16 protein-coding genes and 1 pseudogene are annotated in these 22,024 nt (G+C 40.2%); 4 read left to right on the top strand and 13 right to left on the bottom strand.

Annotated elements, in window-relative coordinates; all coding sequences use genetic code 11:
- Positions 1-2 precede the first annotated feature (2 nt).
- Genes rpsS through rplC form a run of 5 tightly spaced genes read right to left on the bottom strand, consistent with a single transcriptional unit; the run spans position 3 to position 2,647 of the window.
- Positions 3-269 carry a 30S ribosomal protein S19 gene (rpsS, locus tag AAW12_RS17165; protein WP_002997495.1) on the bottom strand — a complete coding sequence of 89 codons (267 nt, stop codon included), beginning with the start codon at positions 267-269 and terminating at the stop codon, positions 3-5.
- Positions 269-1,096: a 50S ribosomal protein L2 gene (rplB, locus tag AAW12_RS17160; RefSeq protein WP_046674867.1), complete on the bottom strand. Its 828-nt coding sequence runs from the start codon at positions 1,094-1,096 to the stop codon at positions 269-271. Before rplB ends, rpsS begins: the two co-directional genes overlap by 1 nt.
- A 6-nt stretch (positions 1,097-1,102) precedes the next feature.
- Positions 1,103-1,393, bottom strand: a complete 291-nt coding sequence (gene rplW, locus AAW12_RS17155; protein ID WP_046674866.1) for a 50S ribosomal protein L23 — start codon at positions 1,391-1,393, stop codon at positions 1,103-1,105.
- Between the two features lies 1 nt (position 1,394).
- Positions 1,395-2,024 carry a 50S ribosomal protein L4 gene (rplD, locus tag AAW12_RS17150; RefSeq protein WP_046674865.1) on the bottom strand — a complete coding sequence of 210 codons (630 nt, stop codon included), beginning with the start codon at positions 2,022-2,024 and terminating at the stop codon, positions 1,395-1,397.
- A 5-nt stretch (positions 2,025-2,029) separates the two neighbouring features.
- The gene (gene rplC / locus AAW12_RS17145) at positions 2,030-2,647 is read right to left on the bottom strand and encodes a 50S ribosomal protein L3 (RefSeq protein WP_046674864.1); all 618 of its coding nucleotides are present in this window, start codon (positions 2,645-2,647) and stop codon (positions 2,030-2,032) included.
- A gap of 335 nt (positions 2,648-2,982) precedes the next feature.
- On the opposite strand from rplC, the gene AAW12_RS17140 reads away from it, so the two are divergent.
- Positions 2,983-3,456 carry a DinB family protein gene (locus AAW12_RS17140; RefSeq protein WP_046674863.1) on the top strand — a complete coding sequence of 158 codons (474 nt, stop codon included), beginning with the start codon at positions 2,983-2,985 and terminating at the stop codon, positions 3,454-3,456.
- 145 nt (positions 3,457-3,601) lie between these two features.
- Here AAW12_RS17140 and AAW12_RS17135 read toward each other — a convergent pair whose 3' ends face one another.
- The gene (locus AAW12_RS17135) at positions 3,602-4,555 is read right to left on the bottom strand and encodes a helix-turn-helix transcriptional regulator (protein WP_046674862.1); all 954 of its coding nucleotides are present in this window, start codon (positions 4,553-4,555) and stop codon (positions 3,602-3,604) included.
- A gap of 313 nt (positions 4,556-4,868) precedes the next feature.
- Between AAW12_RS17135 and AAW12_RS26675 the strand changes: the two are divergent.
- Together AAW12_RS26675 and AAW12_RS17125 are read left to right on the top strand one after the other, a co-directional pair.
- Positions 4,869-5,009: pseudogene (locus AAW12_RS26675) on the top strand (type II toxin-antitoxin system RelE/ParE family toxin); the annotation flags it as partial.
- Positions 5,010-5,069: 60 nt separating this feature from the next.
- Positions 5,070-5,288, top strand: coding sequence for a helix-turn-helix domain-containing protein (locus tag AAW12_RS17125; protein WP_197084075.1), 219 nt, complete (start codon positions 5,070-5,072; stop codon positions 5,286-5,288).
- Between the two features lie 146 nt (positions 5,289-5,434).
- On the opposite strand, the gene AAW12_RS17120 is transcribed toward AAW12_RS17125, so the two are convergent.
- The 5 genes from AAW12_RS17120 to AAW12_RS17100 form a co-directional block, all read right to left on the bottom strand.
- A complete protein-coding gene (locus AAW12_RS17120) occupies positions 5,435-6,070 on the bottom strand; it encodes a hypothetical protein (protein ID WP_046674861.1) in 636 nt (211 codons plus the stop codon).
- Between the two features lie 429 nt (positions 6,071-6,499).
- Positions 6,500-7,780, bottom strand: coding sequence for a glycoside hydrolase family 88 protein (locus AAW12_RS17115; protein WP_084823220.1), 1,281 nt, complete (start codon positions 7,778-7,780; stop codon positions 6,500-6,502).
- Positions 7,781-7,820: 40 nt separating this feature from the next.
- A complete protein-coding gene (locus AAW12_RS17110) occupies positions 7,821-9,086 on the bottom strand; it encodes a DUF2264 domain-containing protein (RefSeq protein WP_053003771.1) in 1,266 nt (421 codons plus the stop codon).
- Between the two features lie 171 nt (positions 9,087-9,257).
- Positions 9,258-11,009, bottom strand: a complete 1,752-nt coding sequence (locus AAW12_RS17105) for a RagB/SusD family nutrient uptake outer membrane protein (RefSeq protein WP_046674860.1) — start codon at positions 11,007-11,009, stop codon at positions 9,258-9,260.
- A 12-nt stretch (positions 11,010-11,021) separates the two neighbouring features.
- Complete coding sequence (locus AAW12_RS17100; protein WP_046674859.1) at positions 11,022-14,300, bottom strand: SusC/RagA family TonB-linked outer membrane protein; 3,279 nt, start codon at positions 14,298-14,300, stop codon at positions 11,022-11,024.
- A 137-nt stretch (positions 14,301-14,437) separates the two neighbouring features.
- Here AAW12_RS17100 and AAW12_RS17095 point away from each other — a divergent pair, with 137 nt between their 5' ends.
- The gene (locus AAW12_RS17095; RefSeq protein ID WP_046674858.1) at positions 14,438-18,319 is read left to right on the top strand and encodes a hybrid sensor histidine kinase/response regulator transcription factor; all 3,882 of its coding nucleotides are present in this window, start codon (positions 14,438-14,440) and stop codon (positions 18,317-18,319) included.
- Positions 18,320-18,451: 132 nt separating this feature from the next.
- On the opposite strand, the gene AAW12_RS17090 is transcribed toward AAW12_RS17095, so the two are convergent.
- A complete protein-coding gene (locus AAW12_RS17090; protein ID WP_046674857.1) occupies positions 18,452-19,699 on the bottom strand; it encodes a glycoside hydrolase family 88 protein in 1,248 nt (415 codons plus the stop codon).
- A gap of 154 nt (positions 19,700-19,853) precedes the next feature.
- Complete coding sequence (locus tag AAW12_RS17085; RefSeq protein WP_053003770.1) at positions 19,854-21,992, bottom strand: glycosyl hydrolase family 95 catalytic domain-containing protein; 2,139 nt, start codon at positions 21,990-21,992, stop codon at positions 19,854-19,856.
- Positions 21,993-22,024: the final 32 nt, after the last annotated feature.

Here is a 22,024-nt window from a genome sequence, read left to right as displayed (position 1 = left end):
TATTATTTTTTCTTTTCTGCGTGGCCTCTGAATGTACGCGTAGGCGCGAATTCACCAAGCTTGTGACCTACCATATTCTCTGTTACATAAACAGGGATAAATTTATTCCCGTTGTGCACTGCGAAGGTATGGCCAACAAAATCAGGTGAAATCATTGATCTACGAGACCATGTTTTGATAACTGACTTTTTGTTAGTTTCATTCATAGAAAGAACTTTTCTTTCTAAGTTGTGATCGATATAAGGACCTTTTTTAATTGAACGAGCCATTATTTTTTCCTTCTCTCAATGATGTAACGATTCGATGTTTTCTTCTTGTAACGTGTTTTGAAGCCTTTAGCTAATACACCTGTACGTGAGCGTGGGTGACCTCCTGAAGTACGGCCTTCACCACCACCCATAGGGTGATCTACTGGGTTCATCGCAACACCACGAACTCTTGGACGACGACCTAACCAACGTTTGCGACCTGCTTTACCTAACACTTGGTTAGATCTTTCATGGTTCGATACTGAACCAATTGTAGCAACACAAGTCAATAAGATCATACGTGTTTCGCTCGAAGGCAATTTGATGATGGCATATTTACCATCACGAGCAGACAATTGAGCATAAGTACCAGCCGAACGAGCAATTGAACCACCTTGACCAGGATTTAATTCAATGTTGTGGATGATAGAACCCAATGGAATGTTTGCTAATGGTAATGTATTACCAACTTCTGGGGCAACTTTATCACCTGCGATTACAGTTTGACCAACTACTAAACCAGCTGGAGCAAGGATGTAACGTTTTTCACCATCTGCGTAATGCAACAAGGCAATACGAGCAGTACGATTTGGATCGTACTCGATAGTAGCTACTTTTGCAGGGATATCTTTTTTATCGCGTTTGAAATCAATTAATCGGTATACTTTTTTATGTCCCCCACCGAGATAACGCATAGTCATTTTACCGGAGTTATTACGACCGCCTGATTTCTTGTTGATTTTTACTACTAACGATTTTTCAGGAACGTTTGTAGTAACATCAGAGTAGTCAGCGCCTACTCTAAAACGAGTACCAGGGGTTACCGGTTTGAATCTTTTAACTGCCATTTTGTATTATATAGTACTGTAAAAGTCAATAGTTTCGCCGTCTTTAATCGTAATGACAGCCTTTTTATACTTAGGAGCTCTACCAGATACGAAACCTGCTTTTGTGTAACGGCTTTTTGCTTTACCAGCTACTACTGCAGTGTTTACAGCAAGAACTGTAACACCAAACATAGCCTCAACAGCTGCTTTAATCTGGATTTTGTTTGCTCTGTGATCTACTTTGAAAGCGTAACGGTTTAATTTTTCCGTTAACAAAGAAGCTTTCTCAGTCAAGATAGGTTTTTTAATAATTTCCATATTACTTAGCTAATGCTTCCTCCAAAGTTTTAACAGAATCTGTAGTCAACAATAATTTTGTTGCGTTCAATACATCATATGTATTTAAATCAGCTGCAACAATAACTTTTGCTTTTTTCAAGTTTCTGCTTGATTTATAAACAATCTCATCGTAAGCTGGCAATACCAACAATGTTTTCTCATCAGCTACGTTCAACGCATTTATTAAAGCAACATAGTTTTTAGTTTTGATAGCATCGAATTTTACTTCATCCAATACCACAATGTTATTATCTTTTGCTTTGTAAGATAACGCTGATTTACGTGCTACTTGTTTCAATTTTTTGTTCAATTTGAACGAGTAGTCACGAGGTTGAGGACCGAATACACGACCACCACCATTAAACAATGGAGATTTGATAGAACCCGCACGAGCACCACCAGTACCTTTTTGTTTGTGTAATTTACGAGTAGAACCCGCGATTTCGTTACGTTGTTTAGATTTGTGAGTTCCTTGGCGTTGGTTCGCTAAGTATTGTTTCACATCCAAATAGATCGCATGATCGTTAGGCTCTAACCCAAATACCGACTCAGGAAGTTGCACCTTGGCACCTGTTTCTTTACCTGATAAATTTAAAACTTTAACTTCCATCTCTACTATTTGTCTACGATTACATAAGAACCTTTAGCTCCTGGAATGGAACCACTAACAACGATAAGGTTTTGCTCAGCGTAAACTTTCAACACCTGTAAGTTTTGAACTTTAACTCTGTCACCACCTGTACGACCAGCCATGCGCATACCTTTGAATACGCGTGAAGGCCATGATGAAGCACCTAATGAACCTGGAGCACGTAATCTGTTGTGCTGACCGTGAGTCGCACCACCTACACCACCAAATCCATGACGTTTCATTACACCTTGGAAACCTTTACCTTTTGAAGTACCAACTACATCTACGTACTCACCTTCTTCAAAAAGAGTAACGTCAACTACGTCACCAAGTTGTTTTGCATCTGGGAAAGTTTTAAACTCTACCAACTTACGCTTAGGCGTTGTGTTTGCTTTCGCAAAGTGCCCTTTCAAAGGAGCTGTCGTGTTTTTCTCCTTAGCTTCGTCGAAACCAAGTTGAATTGCCGAGTAGCCATCCTTTTCTTCCGTACGTATCTGCGTAACCACGCACGGCCCGGCCTGAATCACTGTACAAGGAATATTTTTCCCATCAGCGTTAAACAGGCTCGTCATTCCTACTTTTTTTCCAATAATACCTGACATGTTGTAAATTAATTAATTAAAAGTCCTTCGAAGCAGTAGGGCTTCGCTCAAGACATACTATTCCCATTAAGGGACTGCAAAGTTACAAACATTTTTATAACTGTCAAATAATTAGTGAATTATTTTTTTTTATTTTCTACTTCTTTTTAAAACCACTCCCCTATTTTTACGATTTGCCCTTTCAACATTCCTTACATCGAACAATGCCACCAAAAAAATAAAATTAGTACCCAAATCAATACTGCCATACAGCTGTCATAAGTCGCGTTAATTTTGAACTGTCATACAACACAGCAGGTGATGTATCGCTTACTAAAACTTTAAATACGAAAATCATGAAAACAGAAATCATTTCGAAGAACGAGCTACTTCAACATTGGCTAGGCCATAGAAACCTAACAAGACAGACTATTGAAAAATTTCCAGAAGAAGGATTGTTCAATTACAAGGTAGAAGGCATGCGCACTTTTGCAGATATGATTAAGGAGCTACTGGGTATTGCTGTTCCAGGTCTCCAGGAAATTGTCAATAACAAAAGCGGCGAACTCAACGAGAATCTCAGCTATTCGACCAAAGCACAATTACTGCAGGCCTGGGATGAAGCTACTCCTCAGATCAGTGAACTGTTCAATCAAATTCCAGAAGAACGCTTTGCCGAAGAGTTCAATTTATTTGGACAATACAAATCCCCCATTATCCATAGCATATTTTATTTTATTGACAACGAGATCCACCATCGTGGTCAGGCTTTTGTCTATTTACGCTTATTGGGCATCCAACCACCATTTTTTTGGGAAAGGGGTGAATAACTGATACAGACAACGGAAGTTTTCTTCTAACATGGATCAAAAACTTTTTAGTACAATTTACAGTTTAACTTGTTCGGTCCCTCCCTTTCAGCCGAACAAGTTTTTTCTTTATTATGGTAAAGAATCCTGATTCCTTCATGTACAGCTAAACTTGCTCGAAAGCAGCCGAAAGCAAACGTCTTACAACATCTTTTAGCGATTGGGGTTCAATTATGCGACCTTTATCCGCAAACATGAGATACCAGCGCGCAAACCCATTCTCCATATTTATGCAGTCAAAATGCATTTCCACATAGTTATCGGTAACAATTTCTTCTTGGAAACCAAAATAGTGACGATCCCACTCCATATACCTAGCCATTTCTTTATCCACTTGCACCACCACTTTGGTTGTCGGCACTTCATGTCGCTTACTCAGAAAGAAAGATAGTTCGGGATGCTCTTTTCCAAAATCTTCAGCAAGTATTCTAATATTGTTTATTCTATCCAAGCGGAATTGCCTATAATCTTGTCGCAATCTACAAAAAGCAAGTACATACCAAAACTTGCTCTCTACAAAAATACCCACAGCTTCGATTTCACGCCTTTCTGGAGTTTTATCGGAAGGTTTGGAATAATAGATTTCAACACATTTCTTTGCTGCGATGCTTTCGATCAGAATATTGGTGCCATGGGTTAACTTCTCATTGAATTGATGTCGCCCACCGCGCACCAGAAAGTTATCCCCAACTAAGGCTACCTGTTCTTTTTCGTTGCCCCGTAATATAGCTTTCATTTTCAGCAATGCCGTGGTAAAATGATGAGCAAGATTCCGGTCCGTATATTTTTCAACTAATTTCTCTGCTGCGACAAAACTCAATGCCTCTTCCCTTGTAAATTGCAAAGGTGGCATCTTATATCCCTCCACCAAAGAATAACCGCTTCCCGCTTCACCATAAATAGGTACGCCTGCCTGCATCAGGGAGCGAATATCTCTATAAATGGTACGCTGACTCACTTCATATCGTTCTGCCAACGCTGCAGCTGTCACAACAGGTTTGGCTTGCAGATGCATATAAATAGCGAGTATACGGTCAAATCTCTTCTGAATATCGGTCATAGGGATAAAGGTACGACAAAAAATATATTGACCTTAAAACCGAGGAGTAAAAAACGAAAAGGAAGTCATTTAAAGTACGGGAACATACACCAAAACAAACGCATAAAAGACTTGACAAAAAGTAACTTTTAAATTACCATTATGCTTCCTTTTGGATCAACCCCAAAAGGTACAGGACAAAATTTTTAAAATAATTGAGGCCATTGAAACGCTCGAACGGGTTCCGAGTAATTATTTAAAACATTTAACAGGAACCGACGGATTGTATGAAGCAAGAATTCAGCTTGCATCCAATACATAGCGTGTATTTTGCTTTTCTGACGGGGATAAACTCGTTGTCTTAATGAATGGGTTTCAAAAGAAAACACAAAAAACGCCAAAGAATCAGGTCGACAAAGCATTAAATATCATGGCTGAATATTACGAACAAAAAGGTAGAGAAAATGGAAACTAAGAATTGGAAAAATATTAAAGATGATGTTTACGGAAAAGTAGGCCCCACAGAAGAGACGAATTGGATAGAGATTTTGAATCTTTTAAAATAGGCCTGCTCCTTAAAAAAGCACGTGAAGAAAGAAATATTACCCAATCCGAACTTACCGAACTAATTGACAAAAAACGTGAATATTTATCGAAAATTGAAAATAACGGTGGTAGCATTACACTAAAAACATTATTTGATTTCGTTGAAAAAGGGTTGGGAGGCAAAGTCAACATATCATTTGAATTCTAATCCCTTCAATCGCCGATCCCTTGATTATCTCGTAAGGTAACACTTGATTATGTTATAGTGGAGACCAGCGACAAACAGAGCATCTATCCATTGCCAGATGAATATCTTCACGAAGATATTCATCTGACCAGACAAGTATGTATTGATTATATAACCCCACAATAAATAGAATTCGAAAAGTCCCCTTCGAGTGTATCCCATATGCCGACATAAACATGGTAATCACCTATTTTCTTGCTTATTCCCTCCAATTGTAATGAACAGGAGCCCTGATTTATATTGGCAATGGAGGTTCTCAAATGCGACTCGGTATCGAGGCCTATGAGTCCCAGATTGATTTTATATATACTGCTTTTATATTGATCATCTACAGTCCAGCTAAGATCAATTCGATCGCCATCCAGGCTTACTTGACAGTTGGATAACGTATTGAGCGGACCCGAAAACAGCACGAGTTTTTCAAGATTAACGAATGGCTTATTCTCGGCATCCAATTCAAGAGTCTCTTTAAAAATGTGGCGCTGTGCCAATTGGAAAGCCCCTACACGACTTTCTTTTTTCGCTAGATATTGATAGCCAAATTCAAGAATTCTCTTATTCCATGCAGCAAACTTACCAGCAATTTTCTGTTTTTCCCTATTTAACAGTTCGGCCTCACTGGGCGGGGACGTTCGTTTTCTTTTGCCGCCACGTATGATATTTTGGCCATTCAATAGATAAGCACTCACCGAACCAAATTTCCCAACAATAGGGCCGTTCGGACCATTTTTTAAAATTGCCATAAAGCTTCTCCTTCTGTTTATAATTGACGATAGCTAACTGACCACTAAGTTAATATCAAGTTACCTATTAAAAACGGGGTAACACTATTATTACAAGGATATAGCAGGGGGTTAACAGGGGTAATACCCCTGCTAACCCCCTGTTAACCCCTAGTTATTCCCCTGTAATTCCCCTGCTAATATAAGAACCGATGTTAACCAATTATTAACTTATGTAGTCGTAGAAATTAGCCTAGCGAAACGATCTAATACAGCGCAACCCTGATAAACAAAACCTTCATGACTTCGCAAACACCAACAGCAATGAAAACAAACTGAAGGCTTTTCTGGCCAATAAGATCAGACACTTAAAAAAAAGTGAAGTACAGACGCACTTCACTTTTTCCACAAAATGTTAACAACTTTGTTGAAAACCCAAGAGTCCGCTCGTTATGGTTTGATTACCTTTTCTCCACGGAGCAATCGGTCATACCGCACCAAGGCCTCTACATAATAGTAATCGGCATAGGTTAAAGGCACATCTACCTCTGTTTTATGTGGAATTGAACCCACGCTATGCTTCAAGATATATCCACCTGCTTCTTTATAGTCTGCTTTGTAGGGTTTAGCAGAAAGCGACCGCAGCATTTGTTCAGCTTTAGAAATGTACAGCTGGCTTTCACTACCTATTGTGTATTGTGCCAATTCCAGCAAAGCCGAAGCTGTCACCGAAGCTGTCGACACATCACGAAGGTCTTTTTGGCTATAATATTTACTGTCCGGTGTAAGCTTGTTTTGGTCCATATCCCAATAGGGAATTAGATCTTTTGGAAGGTTGGGATGATTCAGATAAAACTGCGCAATATGCCGCGCTTGCTCCAGATATTTCTTGTCGCCGGTCTCGCGGTACATCATCGTATAGCCATAAAGCCCCCACGACTGTCCCCTAGCCCATGCAGACTCGTCAAAAGCACCTTGGGCAGTCTTTCTCGAAATAATACGTCCATCTTTTGGATTGTAATCCACGACATGGTATGAACTGTAATCTTTTCGATAGTGATTGACCATCGTTGTATTGGCATGCGTTATAGCGATATCACGATAGCGCTTATCACCTGTCATCTTGGAAACTTCCGTCAAAAACTCCAGGTTCATCATATTGTCGATGATTACCGGATAGGTCCAAGGCTGCCCATCCCAGTTTTTTCCACCGTCCCATGAACGGATAGTTTTGGGTGCTTCGTGGAAACGTGTTGCCAACGACGCTGCTCCAGTACTTAAAATCTCCTTGTAAGCAGCCGAATCTCCCGTCAAGCGTAATGCATTACCAAAGCTGCAGTACAACATAAAGCCCAAATCATGTGTTCCCCTGTTGTTCTTTTCCTTTTCGAGTTCTTTTAATTTGCTTTTTGCTTCCGTCAAAAGTTTTTCGTCCTTGGTATACTCGTATAAGTATAACACTGTACCGGGATAAAATCCCGAACACCACCAACTTGACCCCCAATTCACATATTTACCATCTTTATACGTCGTCGGCATATCCGATTCATTGATCGATGCCGAAAGATAGGCGATTTGTTTATGTGCATCTTCCAAATTGGTACGGACAAATTCTTTGTCAAGTCCCAGTTTCAGTTTCACTGCTCTTAGGTTTCGCTGACTAGAACAGGAAATTCCCTGCATCCCTAGCCCGATCATTAAAGCTCCCGTAATATAGTGCTGTATCTTCATTTTATCCAATCCTTAATCTTTGCTTTTTATTCTTTTTCGTTTAATAACTTACATAATAATCTTTGGGAAATTGCTCGGCATTCCAGCATTTTTGGGAGGTCCATGGTTGTGGAGCGCAGGTCCAGAACTCATCGTTTGCTGGTAGTCCCAATGGCAAAAACGACAAGGAGGCCACATACATAGACCCTGCATTTGTATAGTAATCTGCAAGATTGGATTGTTTATCACCCACCACGCCCATACGCAGCCATCCAGATGGCGCAAAGGTTTTGTCAATATAAATATGTCGAAGTATAGTGGTCAACGCAGCCCTGACCTGACCCTTCGAGATATCTTCGGGCAACTTATTTTCTAGAGCTACTGTTGCTAGTGGCTGAAAAGCGGCATTCTTATAGGTTGAGGAACGGCCAACAACGACATAATGACCTTCCGGCGAAATCATGCGCTCTAAATGGTGCGCATAGCGCTGCATCCGTTTGTATGCCCGTTCATACATCTCTTTGTATTTTCCACCTGCTGGGATATTATGACGCAGCGACTCAACCTGCATACAATGGATCACATACCCGTTGTAGTGATCAAAACTAAAATGGGCGCCATCACTATACCAACCGTCTCCTACATACCATTCCTGATCAAATTTATTGACCGCGTAATCGATCTTTTCCCGTGCACATTCCTCCCCTATGCTGTAAAGAAATGTTTCTGTCATTGCAGCAAACAACAACCAATTACTTTCATTCGGCTTAATCCTGCGCAGTAGTTTAAACTCTTCAATGACTCTTTGCTTAGTGGTTTGGTCCAAAGGTTGCCATAAAGCTTGGGGGGCCCTCAAAAAGGCCAGTGCAAGATGCGCTGCGTCCACGAGTGTTTGAGACGAAGGACCTCGCCAGGTAAAATAATCCGGTGATTTAGGATCTACACCATACTGTATACCGAGTAATGCTTGATCGCGTAATTTTTTTCGCAATTTTCCTTCCTCAGTAACGTCATCCGGCAGTGCCAACCAAGGTGCCATTCCCGCCAACAAGCGACCAAAAGCTTCTAGGTATCCGACTCCAGGATCCCTATTATCAAAAGTCGGACTTACCTCCATCGGCATATTTTTACGCCATTGTTGCTTGCTGATATTACTTAATATTGGAGCAGCCATCTTATGTAAGACAGATACCCAATAGGCGCGATCGTTTTCGTTAACGCTTGTCTTATTGTCCAAACTGCTTGCCTCTGCTTCTATTGGTAGAGACGCAGTTAATGCGCCAACTCCAGCTCCGCCTAACAGTTTTAATAGGAATCTTCTCTTCATTCGATAATGGTTTATAAATTAATGTGAGCTTGATAATGCTGCACAAAAACATTAAAAATCTTTAATTTAACCTAAAAAAACAAACCTAAATAAATCAATCGCTCTAGCAAACGATTGCATGAGCGATTGATAACAACTTTTTTACGTGAAATAAAAAATTACACTTATTTTTTAATCATCCCAGCCACTATTTTGTGTCAGACCAGTATTCTGTTCTCTTTCAATTTGAGGAATAGGCCAAGTATATAATTGATCTCCTCGCCAATCATAGCCTGAAATAACTCCTCCCCATACCTCTTTAATACCATTTCCAGTATAAAAAGATGTTTCTTTCAACGTTTTCCAGCGCAACTCGTCAAAATAAATAACACCTTCACACATCAATTCGCGTCTGCGTTCTTCACGGATTTCCTTCCTGAGATCCTGTTCACCTAACCCTAAAGCTAACTCGCCAACCCCTGCACGCTTTCTTACTTCATTTACTTTTAGCACAGCATCACCAGGTTTCTTTGATTCATTTAGTGCCTCTGCCCATAACAAAAGGATATCCGCATACCGTATGACAATGTAATCATATGCTCCAGCTTCTCTGTTTGGGATACCCGGATTGGCTCCTTCGTAGACAAACTTACGGGGGTAGTAATAAAAATTAGGTACAATGTCTGTGCGTAAATCAAATACTCCTCCGAATTCCTGTCTATAAGGCCACCTCGAGGTAAACGTTTGATCTGTAGCTCCATTTGCTCCAATAAATGTTGAATATGGCAGAATTACATTACTAGCTAACCTCGGATCACGATCTGTATATGCCTTCAAAATGCGTTGCTCGTTGCCTGTTGGTAAATACAATGACATATCGAGCCCTTTTTTCTCCATATTTGTAATTTCCGTTGCAGTCAAATTATTCCGCAAGAAAAATACCTCTCTTTTTTTAGGAGCCATTGAATTATACCCAGGTATGTAGTCATCCCAGTTAAATTTAGCACCATCTTTTCTTTGATATCTATCTACCGCATCTGGATGCACGAGATAAGTATTCCAATTTGATCCAAAAGCAGACCTCGAGCCAAATCTAAATTGATAGTCAGAACCATATCCGGCAAGGGCAATATTCTGAATACTAAATATAATCTCGGGACTTTGTTCATTACTCCCTTTAAAAAGATCGGAATAACTGTTGAATAAAGTATGACCTAAATTTTTGACCTGTTCAAAATCGGCAATCGCTTTAGCCCATTCTTGGGTATACATATAGACTTTACCGCGCAAAGCATAAGCTGCCGACTTAGATATCTTACCAAAATTTGAATTCCCTCTTTCATAGCGTCCAGGCAACTGTGGCTCATTGATACAATCTGTAAGGTCTTTGATAACAAGGCTCCAAACTTCTTGTTCTGAGCTCCTTTGTTTATCAACTTTATTCCACTCAATTGGCTCTGTATATATAGGAACTCCTTTATAAAGCTGATTTAAACGATAATAATAAAACGCTCGTAAGAATTTCACCTCAGCAAGCAATCTTGCTTTTTTCTCTGCACCAACAGGCGAAACGTTAGTGATCCCGTAGATCGCATTGTTACTCCGGTGAACACCTTCATAAAGACTTTGCCAAGTGGAGGAGAAAATACCCGAAGAACTGGTTGCTGTTGCGTTCATCAAAGTTGAATTATCACGACCTTGAAGTGTAACATAGGAATCATAAACATATAGCGTCTGACCAAGACGCAAGGCTTGGTACACTCCATTAACCCCTTGGTCGGTAAGGTTCTCGGTTAACCACATATTATTTGTTAACACTTGCGTTTTAGGAACTGTATCCAATAAATCCTTCTGGCAAGAAGAAAGCAAAGCTGTTGTACCAAGAGTAATTACCAACATTAGTTTCTTACTCCACAAATTATATTTTCTTTTATTATTTTCCATGATGTATCTATTTTAGAATCCAATATTCAAACCAAATGCAAATTGCTTCATTGTTGGATACTTAGCGCCTGCGCCAACTTCGGGATCCAAACCTGGGAAATCTGTAAACATCAATAGATTTTCACCAGTGAAAAACACTCTTAAACTGCGCACTTTGAACTTTTCTGTCATACTCTTCTTAAATGTATAGCCAACTTGAAGATTTCTAAGCTTCAGAAAATTTGCGTTGTACAACCAATAGTCGCTTGCCTGATTATTTATATTTTCGGCATTTGTTCCGTATTTTAACCTAGGGAAATAACCATTTTGATTGGTACGTGGATCATCTGGTACAGCGGGATTATAGAAATAGTGATTGTCATATATCCTTGTTGTGACTTGATTGCCTAATATCAACACATTGTTGTTATAACCAATATCTGACCAATAATATTGCCCGCCTGCTTCTCCGGCCCAGATCATAGACATATCAAAACCCTTATAGGAGAAACCTAAATTAAAACCATAGATATATTTTGGACTTGTTGAGGTTCCGGTAAAATATTGGTCGGCAGTGTTACCATATACACCATCTCCATTTAAATCTGCATAAATTAGGTCCCCATAGTACATCTTTGTCGTACCGTAACTATCTCCTATTTGCTGAGATGAATTCAAGAACGAATACCCGCCGGCTTTCATTGCTTTTACCCATTCATAGTCCTTATCGGTACGGATCATTCCTGTAGTAGGTCCCCCATTGATGTTTACTGATCCATCGGCATTGAAATAGCTACCATCGCCTTTATAAACTTGACGTAGGTAGAATTCGTCAAGGCGATAACCTTCTAACCTCCGATTGACTCCCCCTGTGGATACATCCCCCAAATTAGTCTGCCAAACCATTTTACCGGATCCATCATCCACCATCCCTTGTACCAGCTTACCTTCAAATTTGGTGACCTCATTTTTATTGTATGCAAAATTTCCACCAATATTATAGTGAAAATCACCAATTTTGTCTCTCCAATTTAGATTAAACTCAATACCTCTATTACGCATTGAAGCTTGATTGAAAAATGGTGGACTTGCTGTTCCCGCAGTAAGAGGCATCTTCGCCGTACGAATAATATTGGAGGTTTTACGATCGTAAACATTCATCTCGATGAACGCCCGGCGATTTAATGTCGCGAATTCTAACCCCAACTCTTTATTCTCAGAATCTTCCCACTGTAATAAATCATTACCAAAACGTGATAGTCTTAATCCATTAGCCTGAGCTCCATTAAATGAATAACCCACCGAGCCATATACACCTTGCCAACCATAGACATTCAGATCATCTCCACCATCATTCCCTAATTTACCCCATGATCCGCGAATTTTAATATCCTGCACATAAGGATTCACGGCTTCCATAAATGGCTCCTTGGACAATACGTACCCGACAGAAACAGAAGGGAACGTACCATACTTTTTACCAAGGCCAAATTTTGAGGCTCCGTCACGGCGTAAGCTGAACTCCGCTAAATATTTTGCGTCATAATCATAACTTACACGACCAAAAAAAGAACGCATTGAATTGTCTGATTCAAATCCACCAATACTATTCATTTCAGTGCCAGTACCAATATTGGTTATCGTAGCATCTATCAAACCTTTTGTAGATGCATTAAACCCAGAATCGTTATAATAAAATTCATTATGACCAACTAATGCACTAATCGAATGCTTATCAATTACAGTATTATAACGTAAAACATTATCAAACGATTTTCTATAAATTTTCCTATAAGATTGTCCCGTGGTCATTTGAGCGAGATTGATAGGCGATGTTACAAGAGTCATTGTAGAAAAATCCCAGCGATCAGAAGGGGTTGACCAACTTTTTACTTCATCAAAACGACTCTGGTAATTAAACTTAGTCTCAAAGGTTAACCCTTTCAAAAGTTTAATATTAGCGAATAAAGTTGAGTTCAATTGAGTGCGTTCATTACTCCCTTTATTATCGTAGAGATACAACATCAAGTTGTTCAATTGAGAAGATTCCCCAGAGCTAAGCACTGCACCTCCGAATTTCCCATCATACATGGGGTATATCCCTGGAGTGGTTTGTCTCAAAAAATTATAAAGATTCTCATCCGAAGCCATTGAGCGTTCCTCTTTAACGACAAATGTCTGGGTGCCGACTGTCAAGAAATTAGTAATATCAGTCTCGAGATTCACCCTCCCTTCGTAACGTTTCATACCAGTATTATGCATAATACCAGGATTATCTTGAATTCTTCCGGACAGATTATATCGAATTTTTTCGCTTCCTCCTAGGACCCCGATATTATGATTTTTAAGCCAACCATTATCGTAGATCCAATCGCCCCAATTGGTATTTGGAAAGGCTACATAGTTTGGAATCCCAGCTGCTGTCATTCCATTTGGGTCTGCATTAGCAGCAGTCCATGCATCAATTGCACTCTGTGTATAGGGACTTTTATCACCGATATTTTCCGCAGCTTCTTGAAATAACTTCATATGTTTCAAATAATCACTTTGAAAAACTGGCTTCACACTCGGCGTAGTTCTAGAAAATAAACCAGAATAAGTTATCTGAGGAGCCTGTCCAGATCTCCCTTTTTTTGTTGTTATTAGAATAACTCCATTTGCTGCACGAGCCCCATATATCGCTGCTGAGGAAGCATCCTTTAATACTGATATATTTTCAATATCCTCCGGATTTACAGCGTCCATAGTTCCTTGGATACCATCTATGATAACGAGTGCATCATTATTGTTCATCGTACCTGTTCCTCGGACACGTATTGTTGCACCATCACTACCAGGCTTGCCATTACCAACCTTAACTTGAACACCTGCCGCTAGACCTGAAAGAGCGGAAGAAACATTAGTAACCGCCCTACTTTCGAGTTGTTTTGAATCAATTGTAGCAACCGAACCGAGCAATTTAGCCTTCTTTTGTTGTCCATACCCCACAACAACAACCTCGTCAATAACCGAACTCGTTCCATCCATAGTCACATTGACAACATTCCGCCCATTGACACTAACTTCTTGGTTTTGATAGCCGATATAGGAAATAACAATTGTCGCACTAGAACTCACGGACAATGAATAGGTACCAGTAGCGTTTGTAGAAGTAGAAGCACTTCCACCCTTTTCTCGAATCGTTACACCCGCTAAAGGTGCACCTTGACTGTCTGTAATCCGCCCCGTAATCGAAATTTTCTGCTGTGCCATACTCGCACCCACAGTAAACATCATCATAGCAGACAGTCCAACTTTGTAAAACTTTGCCATACTTTAGGAAAATTAGTTTTCTAATAAAAATTGGTTGTTTAATAAGCCAAAGATGGGTCTATACGCAAATTAAGGGGGGTGAAATTCATAAATATTTGGGGGTAAAATCTTAAATTTGATCCAAATACCCTATAACCATGAACATACTGCCTATTTTATTGCGACAATTTCTGCTGTTGATATCCATCATTTCCCTTTGTCATGCCCAGGATCTTAAGTTTGAGACGCTAAGCCAGGAGAACGTATTGGATAAACAGGCGGTATTAACAATTGCGCAGGATAAACAGGGTAAACTTTGGTTCGGCGGTGGCGCCAACCTATTTGTATATGACTCCCAGAATATCACCAATATTTTGGTACAGGATACCGTCTTTAAAAAGGTAGATTATATTAATAAGATTGGCATCAACGCAAAAAATCATCTTTTCATCGCTACGGCAACCCAACTATTCATCTTCGACATCAACAAACGTAAAGCTGTATTTAAACAAGGAAAACCTTTTCAGGAAAAAATTGTCATCACCGACATCCAATTTTTATCAAACCAGATATTTCTATGCACTGACAAGGGGCTTTATCAGGCCATCCCGACTGCTGGAACCTACAATCTCAAAAAAATTCTTGACCGCCCCCGGGTGCAATCGATCATCCAAACCAGCCCCAATACCTATACAATAGCAAGTTACAAGGGCATCGAGTCTTTTTCATGGCAAAATAATCAGATGTCCCATATCCAAAATCTGATGTTTCCTCCGCTTCCATTAAAGGAGCGTATTTTCAGTGCTCTTTATCTCCATAAAGGTATCTTGTGGGTTGGCACAAAATTGCATGGAATATTCCAATACAACTTCATTGATAAAAAATGGAATAACTTAACAGAATCAAACAGCAACCTACTCAGCAATAACATCAGAAAAATAGTCCCAACCAAACAAGGAGACCTCTTGATCGGTACACTAAAAGGACTCTCCATCTTTAACGGCTCGTCACATTTCCTAAACTATAAACACAATACCTCCGTCAAAAACTCATTGAGTCAAAATTCCATCTATGATATCTTCATAGATCGACAACAGATCACTTGGATAGGAACCTATTTTGGAGGAATCAATGCCATCTACCCCGATCTCATCCCCATACAGCATTACTCAACACGTTCGCGTACTGCTCTCAGCCTCAGTAGCGATATCACCGGCAGTTTCGCCGAGTCAGAAAATGCGTTTTGGATCGGAACAGAAGAAGAAGGAATCAACAAAATTGACAAAATATCTGGAGTAACTTCACCTTTATCAAACTTAACCCAGTCAAACCTGATCAAGGACCTCTATGTTCGCGATAATAAAATCTACGCGGCGCAATATGGCGGCGGCTATTCCATTATCGATGCGCAATCTGGAAATGCACAGCATTTTTACCTCGAAAAAGAACTCCTAAATCTCAAAAACAACATCTACAGCATTTACGTCGATCCGACACACCGTATTTACCTTGGAACCAACAAAGGGCTCTATATCGTGGAGCCTGGAAAACCTGCAACGTATCATGCTGCATTAAAAACAGGTACAATTGATGATATCCAGGCCGATCATAAACAGCAGACCTATTTTCTTAGAGGCGGGACACTTTTTCGCAAAAAACCGAATGAATCAGACATACAGCCAATTAAACAGCTCGATACATTAGCCCTGGGTGGATTTTATGTGCATCCGAATGGGGACATCTGGCTGACGTCAAAAGAATACCTCTATCATCTTGATCAGCGCGATAAGCTTACCAAAGTATCACGTTTTCCAAACAATTCCTTAGGCTGGCCCATCATTGTGAACAATCAGGTATGGCTTACCAGTAAAAATGGATTAATATGCTACAATCCCAAAACAAAACAGCGTTACCTCCTGAATCAATATGACGGTTTACCGGTCAAAAATCTACTTGGTGCCAAAGTCTTTGCCAGCAAAGCAGGAACACTATTCGTCACGACACTAAATGGTGTAGTTGCCCTGAATACCCAAAAAATAATTTTCAATCAGACTATCCCCGAGGTACTCTTCCGAAATATATTTCTCGAAGAGGCCCCATTAAACTACGGACGAATTCAGAAAACGATAGATCCCAACAGTTATCAGCTCAAACTCCGACATGACGAAAACTTTGTTACGATCAATTTTTCCAGTTCCAATTTCATCAAACCGCAAAAGAATAAATACCGATACAAGCTTGAAGGTTTTGACAAAGATTGGATTGAAACTAGTACTCCTTCAATACGATATACCAATATTCCTACAGGTATGCATACCTTGACCATATTTGCCAGTAACAACGATGGTATCTGGAGCAGCATACCCCTGCGGATCAATATCGATATTAAACCTCCCTTTTGGAGGACCTGGTGCGCCTATCTATTCTATGCAGTTTTGTTTACCCTGGGTGTACATCTGGTCATTAAATTTGTCGTCGAACGTGAGATGCTGATTAATTCAGAACGGGAACAGGAAAAGAAAATAAAGTTCTTCACACAGATATCCCACGAAATTCGCACACCGCTGACCTTGATAACAGCTCCATTGGATGAAATTATTTCCGAAACAGCCAATCTTTCCGCCACCCAAAACAAAGTAAAACGAATAAAAAAGAATGCCAGTAAACTCCTAGGTGTCATAAACGAACTGCTCGACTTCAAAAAGTTCGATGACAAGCACTTCGTTCTGAAGAAAACAGACATCTCTTTTCGGGAATATATAGAAGATACATTTTACCTATTAAATGACCTTGCCAAAGCAAAACACCTCAATTACTATATCCGGCAGCTGGATGCCGTAGGGCTACAATCCATAGATACTGTACAATTTGATAAAGTCATGTTTAACCTCTTGTCAAATGCGGTCAAGTACACACCAGAACATGGTACAGTTTACCTGGAGCTGATCGAAAGCGATGACTCATTTTCCATAAACATAGTTGATAACGGCATCGGTATTGCCACAGACAATCAGTTCAAAATATTTGAAGAATACTATCGTGAAGAGCAAGGTAATGATGCCATCGGCACAGGCATTGGATTGGCACTGACCAAACAAATTGTACAGCAGCACAAGGGAGATATTCGTTGTTTCTCACAGGAAGATGAAAAAGGGAAATGGACGGTATTTACGGTAACCTTACCGAAAAAAGCTGGCGAGAAAATAGAGCCGCAAGCGATAGATCTCCTTGCAAAGGAAATAGAAGACATTAACATACAAGGCTCCAGCACATTCGACACCTCCTTGCAACAAACTATCTTAATTGTAGAAGACAATAAAGAATTATTAGCAGCCGTTGTTAGCCTATTTGGGGAGAGCTTCAGCATTATTACTGCTGTCAATGGTGAGGAAGCCCTTTCTAAAGCATTGGAATATATCCCTGATCTGATTATTTCAGATCTGATGATGCCTTACATGGACGGTGCTCAGCTATGCCAAGCCATTAAAACAAATATGACGACCAGCCATATACCATTCATCTTGCTGACTGCTGTAACCGATAGCGATTCCCAAACGTTGGCCTTAGAGCATGGCGCAAACATCTATTTAACAAAACCCTTCGATAATAAACAGCTCTTCCTTTCTGCTCAAAATCTCTTGGCTATCAGCCAGAAAAAGAGTAAAGGATTTCAAGTCAAAACAACTTCATTCGACAATGAACTTGATGCGCAATTCATCTCATCCCTAAATCAGTTGATCGAAGAAAATATCCAGTCAGATGGCTTTGATGTTAATTTTATAGCCCGTACAATGGGAATGAGTGCTCCAATTCTCTATCGCAAGCTGAAGGCCATATCCAATTTATCGCTCAATAATTATGTAAAAACGTATAGGTTAAACAAAGCAAAAGAACTACTGAATTCTGACATGAACATCAGTGAAATCGCCTATGCTGTGGGATTTTCCGATAGAAAATATTTTAGTAAGGAATTTAAAAAACAATTCGGATACAATCCGTCAGAACAAACGGCGAATGCTAGCCAGACCACTGAAACTTAGCGATATTTGAAGATAACCCACATCCTGTTCCATAAAAAAAAAGAGATGTCCATAACATCTCTTTTTTTTGATCCGTGCCTGTGTACTTAAATCGAGTTAATTTATCATCGACACCCTTTTTCTTTGATGGTCCTATTTCGCGATCTCTTTGATCATAGGCTCTCCTGACAATAGGCGTTGATAACGCACCAGGGCTTCAACATAGTAATAATCTGCATAAGTCAAAGGCACATCGATTTCGGAATTCAATGGCAACGCTCCAACACTATGTTGTAAAATGTAACCGCCATTCTGACCATAAGGAGCAAGATAAGGCGCCTTCGACAGGTTTTTAAGAATAATTTCTGCTTTGTTAAAATAGTTCACAGCCTCACTTCCTTTTGTGTATTGCGAAAGTTCTAATAAGGCCGATGCATACAATGCCGCCGCCGACACATCCCGCAGGTCCTTATTTGGATACATTTTGTCCGACTGCGCAATTTTATCTTTATCAAAATCCCAGTAAGGAACCAGATCAGCAGGCATATTTGGGTTACTTAAGATATATTTTGCGATTTGCTGTGCCTGCTTCAAAAATTCTTTCTTCTTGGTTTCACGATACATCATGGTATAACCATAGAGTGCCCATCCCTGCCCTCTTGACCATGCTGATTCATCAAATGCACCCTGATGTGTTTTTTTTCCAATAGCCTTACCTGTGTTCTTATCATAATCGATCACATGGTAAGAACTATAATCTTTTCTGAAGTGGTTTTTCAAGGTTGTTTCGGCATGAGCTACCGCAATATTATAGAATTTTTTATCTCCAGTCATTTTAGATACCTGTGTCAAAAATTCCAAATTCATCATGTTATCAATGATTACGGGATACTGCCATGATCCGTGATCCCAAGAACGGATCGTTTTAGTAACGGGACTATAGCGAGATGCTAGAGAATTTGCACCGGTGCTGAGTATTGGCTCATACTTTTGCGTATCGCCCGTGAGACGAAGCGCGTTTCCAAAACTACAGAATAACATAAACCCTAAATCATGCGTACCCTTGTTGTTCTTTTCTTTCTCGAGATACGTCAATTTCTCGGTTGCTTTCTTTAATAATCCCTCATCCTTGGTGCCTTCATATAAATACAGCAATGTCCCCGGATAGAAGCCCGAACACCACCAGCTCGATGAAGAAAAGACCTCTTTTCCATTTTCGAAAGTTTTTGGAAACTTTTCTGCCGGCGTTTCATTCGCCAGGACTTTTATTTGCTTCGCTGCAGCATCTAACTGTTGCTGAATAAACTCTTTGGATAGATTCGGTTTTGCTGTTTGGGCCTGAACGGCAGTCGAAGTGCCCAAAACGGCCAATAATAACACAGAAAGTTGTTTTAATTTCATTATTTTTTATTCGTTTATTTTTATTTGGTCAGCACATAAGCGCGTCAATTCTATCGTTAAATAATCAGCTCTTTTCTCCATTTTAATATGGAGCGTTGGTTCACAGCATCTGCCTATCCAGCTTTTCCTGCCTTCCTCTCTTTAATCTCGGTTATTAATGTGTGTTGATCAAAGCGACTGCTCCCTTATCGAGCTGCAGATCAATCATTCCGTCTTGCGCTATATCAAATGTGCCTTTTCCCTGTATCTTCACCTCTGGTGCCCCAATGCCAGCTTTTAATCGTAGACGACCGCCATATTGACTTTTGATCTGGATGCTGATCGTTTTTCCATTTTTCCGCTGTGCCGATACGAGATTTCCACCATCCGCCAAAAAATTGGAAAAGGACACATTCTCCCATTTATGAGGAATAGCAGGAAACACGCGTAATACGCCATTCCAATACTGCATACACAATTCTTGAATACTCGCCATCGCTGCGAGCGGGGTTTCTATCACCGGACCGCTTTCGGCATATAGCGTATTGGGTTTAATATATTTCTGTAATAAAACATCCAGCGATGCCAAAGCCGCATCTCCTCTCCCCATCATGGCATACATCGAGGCAGCACCCGTAAATGAATAGCCCTGCAACCATTGCTTTTTGCTCTGCCAATGTGCAATAGAACGTTCAATAAGCGCTTGGTTATTTGCCTGATCCCAGTTTATGTCGTAAAACGGATAAATCATCATGAGATGCGAATAGTGACGATGCGACTCGCCGTAAGGAAGGTCTTTTGCGATCATAAAGCCATCGGTATCTTGCGGATAATCGATCAAGTTGGCCAATACGTCTTTCCATACAGCATGAAGTTTATCCTTACCGCCTCCTTCTTGATCCAGCTCAATAAGTGTCTTGAGCCCCCATCTTAAAATGGAAAGGTCATAGTTTGTATCATAAGCGTAGCCCTTAGGATACTCTGGTGAATAGGTTTTTACCCCGATATGGTATTTCCCCTGTTGATCCTTTTCCAATAAGTGCAAATGATAATTTATCGCTTCCTTCAGCAGCGGGAACAAGCGATTATATATGTCTTGCGACAGGGTCGCTCGGTAATACTGATAATAGCTATGCAAGAGCCAGACTAGATTTCCCAATTCTTTTTCACCATCGGAAGCTCCTTCAAGTGATACATTCTTAGCCAAAAGAACGGGGCTCCATAAAGATGGTCCCGAGGAGCGGCCTACAGCCAAACTATTGTAACGATAAGGTTCCGGAACATTTTGTTTTAGCTTATCTTTATTTCGATCAATCATCTGGATGAAAGAATTTGCGATACCGAGTTGGTTAGCTTTGAATACTGGTGAATAGGCAAGTTGCATATTAAGATTAAGCCAGTAAGCTGGCCAAGGAGTTGGACTCGTCCATGGCCCCTGTAAATCCATAGCGGGTTTACCTGACCTTGTTGCACTGGCAAGCTTATACAACTGCATATCATAAAACTGCTGGTAAACCGTATCTGGCAATTCTAGGGTCGATGCCTTAAAATAATTGGTCCACCATTTGCGATGGGATGCCAATCCTTTCGTTAACTTTCGCTTATTAAAGTTCTGAACATAATTGATCGCCTTTTTGACATAAGCGGTCCCATGCTGGCTATAATCTACAGTAATTAAATAGGTATCCACGTCTTTATCAGATTTGCTCCAATAAGCCGTTACATACCCTCCCCCGGCTAGAAGAGGCTGGTCAAAATATTTTGTTCCGCCCTGTGTCCCAAAACTGCCTTTTGGGTTCGCTGGATAATTTTTCGGTTTTTGCGCATAGCTGAATCCCATCCTTGGACTGATGGCTTCGTCGGGTTTCCAAGTAAGCTGGTAATTTCCCTTAAAATCTTTTTTAAATACCTCTAGCAAGATAATATTGTCATTCGATAAGGTAGTCGTCCGAATTCTCATCATGCCCTTATCCGTGCTGACTTTCGCCTCTGCATAAGCATCTTTTAAATAAATTTCTCCTTGTGCCTGTACAATCGGGCTTTCAAATTCCATTTCAAAATGACCTAACGACATACGCGCCTGATCAAACAATTTGTCGGTCGAATTCGCGCGATGATCATACACATCAGTTCGTCCAATATCAACACGCATGGAATTCTTATCGGCTAAATAAGTCATTGTTCCCAATAGACCATTTCCGGTAAATACACCTTCATAAATGGTATGACCCAGTGTGGGAATTCTAAATTGTGCTGATCCAGAAATTGACTGGAATAGCGCGCAAATGAGAAAAAATAGTATTCTTAGATTCATCTTTAGGATTAAATGCTATCAGAGCGACCATA

This window comes from Sphingobacterium sp. Ag1 (genome assembly GCF_000988325.1).
Lineage (GTDB): Bacteria > Bacteroidota > Bacteroidia > Sphingobacteriales > Sphingobacteriaceae > Sphingobacterium.
The sequence above is the reverse complement of the archived record's forward strand: the minus strand, read 5'-3'. Positions and strand labels throughout refer to the sequence as shown.

Excerpts from the sequence above, each read along its gene's own strand:
- AAW12_RS17140 (WP_046674863.1), top strand. The coding sequence starts at position 2,983 with ATGAAAACAGAAATCATTTCGAAGAACGAGCTACTTCAACATTGGCTA.
- AAW12_RS17120 (WP_046674861.1), bottom strand. The coding sequence starts at position 6,070 with ATGGCAATTTTAAAAAATGGTCCGAACGGCCCTATTGTTGGGAAATTT.
- rplB (WP_046674867.1), bottom strand. The coding sequence starts at position 1,096 with ATGGCAGTTAAAAGATTCAAACCGGTAACCCCTGGTACTCGTTTTAGA.
- AAW12_RS17100 (WP_046674859.1), bottom strand. The coding sequence starts at position 14,300 with ATGGCAAAGTTTTACAAAGTTGGACTGTCTGCTATGATGATGTTTACT.
- rpsS (WP_002997495.1), bottom strand. The coding sequence starts at position 269 with ATGGCTCGTTCAATTAAAAAAGGTCCTTATATCGATCACAACTTAGAA.
- AAW12_RS17110 (WP_053003771.1), bottom strand. The coding sequence starts at position 9,086 with ATGAAGAGAAGATTCCTATTAAAACTGTTAGGCGGAGCTGGAGTTGGC.
- rplC (WP_046674864.1), bottom strand. The coding sequence starts at position 2,647 with ATGTCAGGTATTATTGGAAAAAAAGTAGGAATGACGAGCCTGTTTAAC.
- rplW (WP_046674866.1), bottom strand. The coding sequence starts at position 1,393 with ATGGAAATTATTAAAAAACCTATCTTGACTGAGAAAGCTTCTTTGTTA.
- AAW12_RS17135 (WP_046674862.1), bottom strand. The coding sequence starts at position 4,555 with ATGACCGATATTCAGAAGAGATTTGACCGTATACTCGCTATTTATATG.
- AAW12_RS17105 (WP_046674860.1), bottom strand. The coding sequence starts at position 11,009 with ATGGAAAATAATAAAAGAAAATATAATTTGTGGAGTAAGAAACTAATG.
- rplD (WP_046674865.1), bottom strand. The coding sequence starts at position 2,024 with ATGGAAGTTAAAGTTTTAAATTTATCAGGTAAAGAAACAGGTGCCAAG.
- AAW12_RS17090 (WP_046674857.1), bottom strand. The coding sequence starts at position 19,699 with ATGAAATTAAAACAACTTTCTGTGTTATTATTGGCCGTTTTGGGCACT.
- AAW12_RS17085 (WP_053003770.1), bottom strand. The coding sequence starts at position 21,992 with ATGAATCTAAGAATACTATTTTTTCTCATTTGCGCGCTATTCCAGTCA.
- AAW12_RS17115 (WP_084823220.1), bottom strand. The coding sequence starts at position 7,780 with ATGAAGATACAGCACTATATTACGGGAGCTTTAATGATCGGGCTAGGG.
- AAW12_RS17095 (WP_046674858.1), top strand. The coding sequence starts at position 14,438 with ATGAACATACTGCCTATTTTATTGCGACAATTTCTGCTGTTGATATCC.